Source organism: Novosphingobium album (ex Hu et al. 2023), assembly GCF_022832385.1.
GTDB lineage: Bacteria > Pseudomonadota > Alphaproteobacteria > Sphingomonadales > Sphingomonadaceae > Novosphingobium > Novosphingobium album.
In genome coordinates this window covers 49,377-60,371 of sequence record NZ_JALHLE010000043.1, presented here as the reverse complement: position 1 = coordinate 60,371, position 10,995 = coordinate 49,377, and the positions used below count along the sequence as shown (strand labels likewise).

Sequence of the window (10,995 nt, the reverse complement as noted above, 5' to 3'; positions counted from 1 at the left end):
GCGGTCCTGCTGCAACCGGTCATACTGCGCACGACTCGCGCCAGAAAGGTCGTTCGGACGTGTCGCCGCAAACGCGGGTGTCGAGGAAAGGACAAGCGCGGCGCCCGCGAACACCGCCAACACATCAATCGAAGAAAGTGATTTCATTCGCCCCCACGCCCGAATCGCCTCCATGATTACTTATTACGATCACCCTTGAGTATAAATATCCTGATCTACTGGAAGAGTGTCAAGCAATTGAAATCCGAAATTTTTTATCAATGAAATACAATTTTTTTCCTTTGAGAACATGTCGAGTCGAGTGGCTAAACGCTCAGCTTAAATTCGCCTCGGGAGATCACACGTTATGCGTCGATCACGGCGAGCCCCTGATTTTGGTGATCAGCGCGCGAATGTCGGGATCGTCGAGCAGATCGTTGGCGGGTTTGCGTCCTGCGGCGCGGATTAGTTCCGCCTGTTTGTGAAGCGGCACCGTTCCATAGCTGGTGAAAGTCGTCAGCAGGTCACTGTGACCGAGGTTCTGACTCCAGGCTTTCAGTTCTTCTGCCGTCAAGCCCAACGACATGGCATGGCGCACCAGCATGTCGCGAAAGCTGTGCGGGTTGAAATAGGGCAGGTCTGCACGTTCAAAGGCCTTGCGAAACACATCGCGGATCGGACCACTGCATGACCAGCCGTGGCGGGCTAGGCCTTGCGGCTGGAACCCGCCGTCGTCGCCCAAACCAATCGCGGTTGCGGGGAACAGTGGATCATTGGGACCGAATAGGTGCATGTCGCACAGTTCCGTTACCCATTCCGCGACGATCTCCTGCGCGCCCTCGCAGACGGGCATGAAGATCGTGCGGAAGCTCTTGGCGAACTTGGTCGCCACAGTGCGGGCATCCTGCTCGACGTGCCCCGCTTCCAGATCAACGTGACCAAGCCGGAAGCTTGCCAGTGCCATTACCCGCGCGCCGGTAATGGCAGCGAAGGCCACCAGCGCCCGGTCGCGTCGCTCCAGCAACGTGGCGGACGGCATGACCGACAGGACGTGCCGCACCTGTACCAGCGTTGGCACAGCCTTCTCGCGCCGGGCGCGGGCTATCGCCGTATCCTTTTCGCTAAGGTTGAAATAGTCGGCATCGGCATATTCGATATGCGAGCGGAAACCCGGTTCGCGCGCCAGCCACTCGAAGAAAGCTTTCAGATCGCGCAAGGTCGATTGCATGGTCGCCTTGCTGAGCCGATCGCCGGAACGCTCGCTGTTTGCCTCGGCCAGCCGCCGTTTGAAGGCCACCGCCTGTTCGCGGTGAAACCGCTTGAAGTCCTTGTGCCGGGTATCGGCCTCGAAGCGGGCAAGCGACTTCGCCACGCGGTCGATCGTCGCGGTGTCGCGGCCCTTGGCTTCGGCCAGGAAGCGGAAATATTCACGCTTCACCCGTTCGTTCGATGCGTTGTGTTTTGCCATGGTTTAGCCTGTCCTCTTGAAGTCACAATTCAGGGAAGGTGCGGTCTGCCCACTTAGGCTTGGCTGGCCTTGCGTGAATTGGACGGTGCAACCGGGCATGACCTTGGCAATATCGACTTCGCGGACTCGCCGGTGCATGACCGTCTCGCAGCACTCACAGATCGCGCGCAGGTTGCCGCTGCCGGGGCGCATGGGGACGAAATCCACCATGCCCAGCGCCGGGGCGCGTGGCTCTCGACAGCGGAAGCAGTAGAGGGTTCCGGGTGAGCAGGGTGTCTTGCGACTGGAATTGCGCTTGGTCAGGAAGTCACGCACCGCTGCCCCCTGGAACAGCACCGGGCGGCCTTTGTCGATCGGCACCAGACCCTTGGCTTGCCAGTGCCGCACAGTGTTCTTGTGCACGTCGAGACAGCGCGCGAGTTCCTCGACGCTGTAACTGCGGTGCAGCTTCACCCGGTTAGGATTGACCCGGCGAGCGGGCATAGCGGTTAGTCCTGCCCCTCGATCAGAGCGTGCAGGCTCTCCGCCGGAATGACGACGCGTCCACCAATGCGCCTCGCGCGCAGACGGCCCGCTGCGATATGGTTGTAGATCGTGGTCCTGCCCAGGCTGGACACGTGGCAGGCTTCGCGGATGCTGTAGGCGATCTTCGGAAGATTGGGCTTTTCGGACGGCATGGAAACACCTCGTTGCTGATTGAACGAGGCCAAACATCGGCAGTCAAAAATTGATCGAATAGCGGTCGCGAAATACTGGCGATTCGATTTGGCGTTACGATTTGCGCTTTGCCCCCGCGCCATCGCGGCCATGATCGCGTGCCAGATCGGGCCAGACCCTCAAATTGAACCCGCGTTCGCTCAATCGACCCGGAAACGCGGCCAGCGCAGCTTCGCGAAAGTCTTTCTTCGAGCGTCGCCGATCGGGATCAGCGGCAAACTCTTTGGCCAGCCACTCGCGGCATTCCTGCTCGCCGATCGTCGTCGAATGCCCGATGGCAGGTGCCTCTGGCTGAACGGCAGGCAGCGCGGGCCAGCGATCAAGAATGTCCCGGCGCAGAAAACGAATGTCGTCTGCCCCCTCGGGCCACGTCATGGATAGCCAGCCCTCTTGGAGATTGAACACAAGTTCTGGCGTGTCTGTCGACAGGCCGCCCCTGAAGCGCACCAGTTCCTCCCAGGCGACAGAGATGCACGTGCAATGCTTGTATGCTCTTACTCCGAAATCGGGCAGCGCCCCGCAATTGCAGTGCCTGTACGCGATTTCGCAATGCAGCCAACCAAGGGCCTTCGTCGCGTACTTCCAAACGCCATCAATCGCGACAGCCTCTTCCGCCTCGCTTGTCGGTCGGGTGAAGACAGGCATTCTAGCCAAGGCGAGGTAGTCTCTGGTCGCTATCCAAGCCATCGCTTTGGGGAACGACCAGACTGGCTCTTGTTTGGCTTCGGGCAATGACAGTTCGTGAACTGACCAGTGATGCTCAAGCGCATTCACTAACACATCCCGCGTTCGGATTCTCAAGCAGTCATACATTACGCCCCATTCGTAAAGATCGCTGACCAGTCCTTCCCACCCTTCGATGTCTTCTGCCCCTTTCAGGATCAGCAAGCTGTAAAGCGCCCGAAACCACTGGACGGAACCAACGGCGAAATCTCGAAGCAGATCATGGCTTGGTGGAAGGCTGTCCAAGGCGTAGTTCAAGCCAGTTTCTTCGCGATCCCATTGATCGGCAATGATCTGGCATATGCGCGCAATAGGCGGCGCGTATTCATACGGCTCGGTTTGCAGGCGCAGTATCTCAAAGGCGTCCCCGCCGCTGATCCACTTAGGTTCAGGAAGCCAGTCGCGTCCCGGCTTTTCTGGGTCCTTCGGTGACAAGGGAACTGGCGAGGTCGAAACGCCATGCTTCGCCCAATGATCGCGCAGTTCGATCAACTGCTTCTGCGCTCGACCCAGGGGGTCTGCTCGCATTGCCTCCGTGAGAGGATTAGTTTTCTTGGTATCGTCGCCCAATCCGCTTCCCTCGCGGCTCCCAAATCGAAGCGGGGAAGCACGTGGGATGCGCGCTTGTCGGCTGGCCTGCCTATCCCCGAATTGCACTTATGAGAACAGATCGGGAATATTCAATATGCAGCACTTATGCCGCTGCACAAAGTCGGGGAAAATGAATCCTGAAATTCAGGCAGCGCCATTGGTGCGCAAGGGCACAACGTCCGCACCCTTGCGCAGCGTGTCGAGATAGTCGCTCCACCATTGCGCCATATCGAGCCGCTCTTTCCAGTGCGCCCCCCGGTGATAGGCAGCGCGCACCTTGTCGGTATCGCCATGGGCCAGCGCGCGCTCGATTGCGTCCGGGTTCCACTTGCCGCTTTCGTTCAAGAGCGTGGAAGCCATGGCCCGGAAGCCGTGCGCGGTCATTTCGTCGGTGGAGTATCCCAGCCGCCGCAAGCCAGCATTGATGGTGTTTTCGCTCATCGGGCGAACGCGCGTGCGGGTTGACGGGAAGACGTAGCCGTTCGGCCCAGTCGCTTCATACACTTCGCGGAACAACGCAACAGCCTGCCGGGATAGCGGCACGTGGTGCGTCTTGCGGGATTTCATCTTGCCCGCCGGGATGATCCAGAGCGCGCCGTCCAGATCGATTTCGCTCCATTCGGCATGGCGCAGTTCACCGGGGCGGACAAACACATGAGGCGCAATCTGCAAGGCGAGCTTTGTAATACCGCTTCCCTCGTAATCATCAATCGCGCGCAGCAGTTCGCCCGCCTTCTTTGCGTCGGTGATCGCGCCGTAGTGGGTGACGGTTGGTGCAGTCAGTGCGCCGCGCAGGTCGCGGGTAGGGTCTGACGCCAGCCGCGCCGTTGCCACGGCATAGCGGAACACGGCCCCCGCCAGTTGCAGGCTGCGCCGCGCGCTTTCCAGCTTTCCCTTGCCTTCGATCCGGCGAATGGCTGTCAGAACGTCCGCCGGTTCAATCTCGCCAATGGGCAGTTTGCCGATGGACCCGCAGACCAGAGACAGCAGATATTCGCTGCGCGTGGCGGTAGCGGGTGCCCAGCCCTTGGTCCCGTCGCGCCGCCGCTTCTCGCAATACTCGTCGCAGATCGCCTTGAACGTATCCGCTGCCTGTATGCGGGCGCGGACCTTCTCACGCTGCTTCTCCCGCGAAGGGTCTTTGCCAAGGGCGATCAGTTCCCGCGCTTCCTCGCGCCGCCTGCGGGCCTCGCCAAGTCCGATTTCAGGATAGGCCCCGATGGCCAGCAGCTTCTCGCGCCCATCGACACGATACTTGAGCCGCCAGAGCTTGCCTCCGGCTGGCGTGATCAGCAGGAACATGCCGCCGCCGTCTGCCAGCTTGATCGCCTTTGTGCCGGGTTTCGCATTGCGGATGGCTACATCGGTCAAAGCCACGGGATTGCCTGCCTTTCAGGGGGCTATACCCCCAATATACCCCCATGCGTGGGGGTATCGACTTGGCCGTTTTGCATATACCCCCCAATCATACCCCCATGCATCGATGGTTGAATGCGGACGCGAGTGAACGCTTGCGGCCTGATGGCCGTTAAATACCTTGGATTTTGGGGGTTTGTCTAGACGCCTGCGGACATTGGCGGACAGGAAAATGGAGCGGGTGAAGGGAATCGAACCCTCGTCGTAAGCTTGGGAAGCTTCTGCTCTGCCATTGAGCTACACCCGCATTTCAAGCACTTAGGCTGAATTATGCGCGCCGTTTTCCAGTGCGTTTTCCACTGAGGCGGCGGCCTAGTGCCACGACGATGGCAGCATCGTCAACGTATCTCTTACGGATCTCGCCAACCTGCTCCTCGCTCCAGCCCATCAGGTCGGCAATCTCCCGGTCAGTCAGACGTGCGGTGGGGTGCGTCATCAGGCGGGTGGCGAAAGTGCCGCGGAGATCGTGGAGTCGCTTGGCCAGCCTGATTTCTTCCCCGGTCACGGGATCTCGCTCGACATAGTAGATCCCGGCGCCGTCGTTCGCCTTGGCGCGGGCATCGTCAAAGCTGCTGTTCAGGCCATCCCCAGACTTTGCCCAGCTGTTGCCGTGCTGGTTTACAAGGACCGTCTCCACGCCCTCCTTGCGTGGCCTGCTCTTCAGGTCGACGAGAAGGGCGTCCAGCTCGGGCAGGCGCGGAAGACTGACGCGGTAGCGTTTTCCGCGCGACTTCTTGGCAGTCATGCGCGTGATGGCCAGATCGCCCACCTCATCCCAGCGAAGGGTGACGAGATCGGCGCGGCGCAGGCCGGTCAGCTCGGCCAGCGCAATCGCGTCACACAGCGGCTGCTGGGCGACCTTGCGGATAGCCTCGATGTCCTCCGGCAGCCAGACGACCGGCGCGCGGTCTTTGCGGCGATAGACCGTGGGGATGCCCGCTGCCGGGTTGCCGATGCAAAGACCTTGCAGGGCGCACCATTCGAGGAACATCGACAGCACCATCACCGCGATGTCGGCACCGCGGGCGTTCGTTTCGGCAATTCCATCTCGCCAGGTGACGACCTTCGGCTTCATTCGCGCGTCGCCGAGCACGCGCATCGGGACCTGTTCCCACTTCGCCTCGATCCGGTCCAGCGCGATGCCCCATGTCTTCTGCGTGCTAGGCGCGAGATCGCGCCAGTATTTCGACCGCTTGAACGCCATGATCGCGCCGGCACAGGTTGAGGTGGGAAGAGTGCGATCGGCCGCCTGCAACTCGGCAATGCGGGCTATGTCAGCGGGGGTCAGGCGAGGTCGGGAGGGCTGCTCTGCCACGCGCACCTGAGGGCCGTCGCGCCAGGCATAAATGTACCAGCGCAGGTTCTTGCCCTTACGGGCTACTTTTAGGATGCGTGGGCCTCCGTTCATGACGTCAAAGCCTGCCGTCCTGTTCCCATTTTTCAAACTCATCCCGAGCTACAACTGGGAAGGCCGCACTGCTCATGACCTTGATGGTGCCATCAGGGGCAACTTCGATTGCGGCAACGTCCAACCCCTGAACACGGAGATCGTGAAGCGCCTCAGCAGCTGACCGAACCTTGGCCTTGCTTGGATAGTGTATCTTGATCCGGCTCATGCGTTCAGACTGCATTGTCGTTGCAGCGTCCAACAGTGTAGTGTTTGATGGTAATCAAGACGGCCTCCATTCATAGTTGCTGGAAGCCGTCCAGATATGCGCATGTTCGCGTTCGACCTAGAAGAAGGTCCATGTATACCAATGGTCTACGTGTCATTTTCCGGCGCGTAGGCCTGATCCAGGGCATGCAGGGCAACTTCACCCCATACCCGTTCGACCATGGCGTTGCTGAAGATGCCCGGCCCGACTGGCACCCATTCAGGTACTGAAGGCTTGTCTTCGGTCCAGGTCAGCAGATCGAGCGTGATTGAGGGACCCCCGAAGAGTACGTCCATCGGATCATCACTGGTGATGCGCCCGGCGTAGTTGACCCGGAAGTGAAGTGGGACTGAGAACCCCAGAAGTTCAAGCCGGCCCTCAAGGACGAATGAACCGACATCACACGGGGTATCGTAGCGTTCTACCATCTCGTCGGTGTCAGGTGGGGGACCGGGTTCATCCAGCGTGAGGCCGAGCGGTTCAATGATCCGGGTCAGTTTCTTGCGGTCGACGTCGCGCTCAAGACGGCGGACAAGTTCAGTCATCAGATAGGATGGCAGCTTCATGCACAATTCCTTCAAGCAGAGTCGGGCACGGCGACGCACAGCGCGTCGTCGGCCGATCGGTTCAGCAGTCGCTGGTGTGGATCAGGCGGCTGCGAGATGCCGCAGGTCGTCGAGGATCTGGCGCCGGGACACTGCGTCCAGGTGCATCCCTTCGAGGCGGTATTCCCAGAGCATCTGCAGTTTTCGGATGACCGCGTCGATGTTGGGCGCCTTCATGGTCAGCAGCAATTCTTCGGCTGCGACCAGACGTTCCTCGGCAGCGGGGATGTCGCCCGTGCCTGCTTGAAGCTGTTGATGAACAGTGTCGATAATGTTGGTGATGCTGGCCCAGGCGTCGCCTGCGCTGCTAGTCGGCTGATCAGCCATTGAGTCGTCTCCTGTAAAGACGGTTGATGGTCAGACCCGGCTGGAGGTTGCCGCCTCTGGTCGGGTCGCTTGAAATCGTAGGAGTCCGCGAGTCCGGGGTCAAGGCGCGGAAAAATAAAAATTTCATCTATACCAAGGGTATGGATTGCAATGGAAGCATTCGCCAGACGAGACCCTGTCGGCGAATAATATTAGTGACATTGTGATCTGTAAGGCCATCAGCCGTGACTAGTTTTGCCGCTGCCCGAAGTTCGTTGGGCTCGAGTGCCCAGGCGACTTCACCAAACACAGCCACATCGCCGCACTGCCCCCTATGTGAATTGCTGGATCAGGTTCACACGCGCTGCCGGCGCGACCTGTCGGGGATATAGTGCTCCGGCTGGAACCAGAGACCGCTCTCGTTGACATCGACGAAGCCACGGACGAACGGCGTACGCTTGCGCCCCTTCGGCCGCACCCAGAAGTGACGACCAGAGCCACGCCACGGCGACAGCGTTACCGTGTAAGTCATATTGTCACCTGGGACTTCAACGTCAGTGAGTTCGGTATTCTGGAGGCCACACTGCTGCAGTAGAGCAAACAGATGGGTGACCAAAGAAGCTGCGAAAGCTTCGGCTTCGGCCCGATAACCCGGCCTCATACCGCATGTCCGCTGGAAATATTGGAGGTGCTATTGTGCAAGTTCTGCCTCTCTTGTTGCTGTCCTAAAAGTCCGGAATGTCGAATTTGGACTTTTGGGATGTGGTGGACTGTCCAAATAGTCCCACCACCCTATGGGGTGGGACTATTGGACACCATCAGGCGCTGATTTCATTGGTTGTCGGGTCTTGCGTGAGAAACCCGTGCTTGATGAGATCAGTCAAAACACGCCGTGCCTCGTAGGACCGCTTATTCGATGGGACACTCAACGAGGCTGCCACCGCCGAAACTGCCTCATCCCAACTGATACATGTCCCGGGGTTGGAACGGATCGCGTTGAGCGCGTCTCTCTGAAGCCTACCTTGCGGTTCTTTCGTGCTCACCAAAGGAAATGCATCGTGTACCGCAACGCAACTGGTAATCGCTTCGCCATCCGCGTCGAAGGCGAGGTGAACGAACTCCAACTTGAACGGGACCTCCATGCCGTCGGCTCCATCCTTGGCCTTGGCCACCGACCAGGACCGCTGCTGCCCGTTCCGTTTCACCTCGATCGCGCCGTCCAAAGCCGCCGGTAGCGAACTGTGCCCACGCATCCCCCTGGATGTGTCCTTGCCGGTATGGTGAACTACTAGAACCAGCCCGTTTGTAAGTTTCTGCAGGTTCTTCAGACCCGCGATCGTTTCCCCCATATCCTTGCTGGAGTTCTCGTCCTTGCCGGGCGCTGCCCGGTTGAGCGTGTCGATGATGATGACGCCACCGTGCGGAACCGCTGCTGCGAGGTCTTCGACATCTTCAGGCACCGCGATGTCAAAGCTCTGCGTAACCGCCGAGAAGTTTAGGGGCACCTCGCCGGCGTTGGCTTGTTCCCAAGCAACGATGCGGTTGCGCAAGCCTGCCTCACCCTCCAGCATGACATACGTGACGGCGCTGGGGACAGTCTTGTGTCCAAACCAGTTGCTTCCGGATGCCAGCCGGATCGCGAGATCAATGGCGAGGAAGGACTTACCGGAGCCACTCGGTCCAAAAATCGCGCCAATGCCTTCCTTCGGGAAGAGCCCTTTCACCCGCCACTCGATGGGCTTGAGGGCCATAATGGATGTACGGTCGAGCAATTCGAAGCGTGAAGCGCGAGCAGGCCGCTTCCAGCCGAACGACAGCGCCAACCGATAGACTGACTTCATCGTCACCGGTTTCGGATGCTCAGGTTCGAACTCGGCCCACGCCTGCTCAAAACCGTCATCAGAATACCTGTCGCTGGACCGGGACCATTCGCGGACCAGTTCCTTCGCGGCCTCGCCACCCTCGCGCCGTGCTGCCAAGACGACACCGAACCAGTAATCATCGACTGGGCCGCCATCAGGGCTGAAGATCGTCCCATCGCCACGCGGCACATCGGGCGGGATTGAGGCGAGCGCGCTTCGCATGATCTCTAGGTCATGATCGAAGGCAGGCATCGGCCTGAACTGTGAGTCCTTATTGGGCTTCAGACCACCCAGTTCATCGGTGATCTGCTTCAGGTCAGTCAGCGTGAGTGTCACTGGAACACCGCCTTCCTGAACGGACGGCCTTCGGTCGGCGTTCCCTTACGCGCGATGGTGCCGGGCACCTTGGTGATGCGCGAAGCGTTGCTAACCGAGGTGTCGACCTTGATCGTCGGATTGACGAATTGCCCGGCAAGGCTGCTGAGCACATTGCGGACGTGATCACGAGAGGCCTGGTCGTTCGGCAAGTCATCCAGCGGATAGTAAAGATGAATGCCGTTGCCTGACATGACGCGCGTCGGCTCGCTGTTCCACCGTTCGCGAAGCCAGCCTTCGATGTCATCTGCAACATGGCCTGCCAGCTTGATCTCGTCGTCGGTCGCTGGCGCATCGTTGGTGTCGCTGCGATCCAGATCGATGAGCAGCAGACGCCGCGACAAGATGTGCTCGTCTTTGACGGCATCTCCAGTGAAATTCGGCAAGATCGGGTTCATGCATGTGTAAATGTTGTAACCTGTATCGTTGAGGTGCAGGGCCTGCTCGGCAAACGCGGCCCATCGTGCCTCTACAGAAGGGAACTCGGTAGCGCGGAAGTTCAAGTTGCGTGCAGACAAGGCCTGGCCCTTGGGCGCCAAGGCCCGAAGTGTGATGGGGTTTTCACCGCCGATCTGGAACAGAGCCTGCAGTCGTTCGATGTCGAGGGTCACTGGGCTTCTCCCGACACGATGAAGGCTTCGAGGTCTTCAGCCTTGTAGCGGATCGAACGTCCGACGCGGCAGAACTTGGGGCCCTGGCCGAGCCATCGGCGCCGATCCAGCGTTCCAGGCTTCCATCCAAGAAATTGGGCGGCTTCTTCATTAGTGAGGTAAGTCTTCAAAATTCACACCTATGGGTTTGCCCCCCCATTGGGTGATGTTCTTTTACGTCAATATCGAACACCTTCGATATACTTCTATAATAACCAAAATTAACCAACATCCATTAGTTGACATTGTTGCTGTACAAGACCCTCACCCAGCTATCCATCTCAACCATCCATCCTGTCTATCAGGCATCGATAACTCCATTTTTCCTCGATGACGGCGCTAGAAGAACAACGATCATTATGTACTTGATCGTCGGTGGCGTTTTGACCGATTGGAGTTCGGCTGTCTCGGACTGCGAAACTCATGCCAATGGTATGCGCGATTTCGCCGGATGCGATTTACCACAGGCGATGCTGCCAAAGAGGGGCGGCATCAGTCCACGAAGCCCCCAAAGATACCGACTTCAAAGTTTTCGAACGGAATGAGGCGCCGGATTAAGCGGCCTTTCCGCATACGGACCACCAGCCGGACATTCACATCCGTTGCGAGACACCGCTGCTACGAAGGGTACCACCCTTTAGATGTACT

Annotated in this window: 13 protein-coding genes and 1 tRNA gene; all 14 read right to left on the bottom strand. The window is 59.2% G+C overall.

Annotated features, from left to right (window positions below; all coding sequences use genetic code 11):
• Positions 1-355: 355 nt before the first annotated feature.
• The 14 genes from MTR64_RS19830 to MTR64_RS19765 all read right to left on the bottom strand — a co-directional run bounded on the left by MTR64_RS19830 (position 356) and on the right by MTR64_RS19765 (position 10,478).
• Positions 356-1,447 (bottom strand): tyrosine-type recombinase/integrase, encoded by a 1,092-nt coding sequence (locus tag MTR64_RS19830; protein ID WP_243996274.1) that lies wholly within the window; start codon positions 1,445-1,447, stop codon positions 356-358.
• 3 nt (positions 1,448-1,450) lie between these two features.
• Positions 1,451-1,930: a helix-turn-helix domain-containing protein gene (locus MTR64_RS19825; protein WP_243996273.1), complete on the bottom strand. Its 480-nt coding sequence runs from the start codon at positions 1,928-1,930 to the stop codon at positions 1,451-1,453.
• Between the two features lie 5 nt (positions 1,931-1,935).
• Positions 1,936-2,124, bottom strand: a complete 189-nt coding sequence (locus MTR64_RS19820) for a helix-turn-helix domain-containing protein (protein ID WP_243996272.1) — start codon at positions 2,122-2,124, stop codon at positions 1,936-1,938.
• A 94-nt stretch (positions 2,125-2,218) separates the two neighbouring features.
• Positions 2,219-3,379 carry a hypothetical protein gene (locus tag MTR64_RS19815; protein WP_243996271.1) on the bottom strand — a complete coding sequence of 387 codons (1,161 nt, stop codon included), beginning with the start codon at positions 3,377-3,379 and terminating at the stop codon, positions 2,219-2,221.
• Between the two features lie 243 nt (positions 3,380-3,622).
• Positions 3,623-4,855 carry a tyrosine-type recombinase/integrase gene (locus MTR64_RS19810; RefSeq protein ID WP_243996270.1) on the bottom strand — a complete coding sequence of 411 codons (1,233 nt, stop codon included), beginning with the start codon at positions 4,853-4,855 and terminating at the stop codon, positions 3,623-3,625.
• A gap of 212 nt (positions 4,856-5,067) precedes the next feature.
• Positions 5,068-5,141 (bottom strand) — tRNA-Gly (locus MTR64_RS19805).
• A gap of 21 nt (positions 5,142-5,162) precedes the next feature.
• A complete protein-coding gene (locus tag MTR64_RS19800) occupies positions 5,163-6,302 on the bottom strand; it encodes a tyrosine-type recombinase/integrase (protein WP_243996269.1) in 1,140 nt (379 codons plus the stop codon).
• Between the two features lie 4 nt (positions 6,303-6,306).
• Positions 6,307-6,510, bottom strand: coding sequence for a hypothetical protein (locus MTR64_RS19795; RefSeq protein WP_243996268.1), 204 nt, complete (start codon positions 6,508-6,510; stop codon positions 6,307-6,309).
• A 146-nt stretch (positions 6,511-6,656) separates the two neighbouring features.
• A complete protein-coding gene (locus MTR64_RS19790) occupies positions 6,657-7,094 on the bottom strand; it encodes a hypothetical protein (RefSeq protein WP_243996267.1) in 438 nt (145 codons plus the stop codon).
• 102 nt (positions 7,095-7,196) lie between these two features.
• A complete protein-coding gene (locus tag MTR64_RS19785) occupies positions 7,197-7,481 on the bottom strand; it encodes a hypothetical protein (RefSeq protein ID WP_243996266.1) in 285 nt (94 codons plus the stop codon).
• A gap of 334 nt (positions 7,482-7,815) precedes the next feature.
• On the bottom strand, positions 7,816-7,992 hold the full coding sequence (locus tag MTR64_RS19780; RefSeq protein WP_243996265.1) for a hypothetical protein: 177 nt from the start codon (positions 7,990-7,992) through the stop codon (positions 7,816-7,818).
• A gap of 286 nt (positions 7,993-8,278) precedes the next feature.
• A complete protein-coding gene (locus MTR64_RS19775; protein WP_243996264.1) occupies positions 8,279-9,658 on the bottom strand; it encodes an AAA family ATPase in 1,380 nt (459 codons plus the stop codon).
• A complete protein-coding gene (locus MTR64_RS19770; protein ID WP_243996263.1) occupies positions 9,655-10,308 on the bottom strand; it encodes a hypothetical protein in 654 nt (217 codons plus the stop codon). Before MTR64_RS19770 ends, MTR64_RS19775 begins: the two co-directional genes overlap by 4 nt.
• The gene (locus MTR64_RS19765) at positions 10,305-10,478 is read right to left on the bottom strand and encodes a helix-turn-helix domain-containing protein (RefSeq protein ID WP_243996262.1); all 174 of its coding nucleotides are present in this window, start codon (positions 10,476-10,478) and stop codon (positions 10,305-10,307) included. Before MTR64_RS19765 ends, MTR64_RS19770 begins: the two co-directional genes overlap by 4 nt.
• Between the last annotated feature and the right edge of the window lie 517 nt (positions 10,479-10,995).

What these genes read in the sequence shown, in the direction of transcription:
- MTR64_RS19825 (WP_243996273.1), bottom strand. Translation starts at nt 1,930, where the DNA reads ATGCCCGCTCGCCGGGTCAATCCTAACCGGGTGAAGCTGCACCGCAGT.
- MTR64_RS19785 (WP_243996266.1), bottom strand. Translation starts at nt 7,481, where the DNA reads ATGGCTGATCAGCCGACTAGCAGCGCAGGCGACGCCTGGGCCAGCATC.
- MTR64_RS19795 (WP_243996268.1), bottom strand. Translation starts at nt 6,510, where the DNA reads ATGAGCCGGATCAAGATACACTATCCAAGCAAGGCCAAGGTTCGGTCA.
- MTR64_RS19800 (WP_243996269.1), bottom strand. Translation starts at nt 6,302, where the DNA reads ATGAACGGAGGCCCACGCATCCTAAAAGTAGCCCGTAAGGGCAAGAAC.
- MTR64_RS19780 (WP_243996265.1), bottom strand. Translation starts at nt 7,992, where the DNA reads ATGACTTACACGGTAACGCTGTCGCCGTGGCGTGGCTCTGGTCGTCAC.
- MTR64_RS19820 (WP_243996272.1), bottom strand. Translation starts at nt 2,124, where the DNA reads ATGCCGTCCGAAAAGCCCAATCTTCCGAAGATCGCCTACAGCATCCGC.
- MTR64_RS19790 (WP_243996267.1), bottom strand. Translation starts at nt 7,094, where the DNA reads ATGACTGAACTTGTCCGCCGTCTTGAGCGCGACGTCGACCGCAAGAAA.
- MTR64_RS19830 (WP_243996274.1), bottom strand. Translation starts at nt 1,447, where the DNA reads ATGGCAAAACACAACGCATCGAACGAACGGGTGAAGCGTGAATATTTC.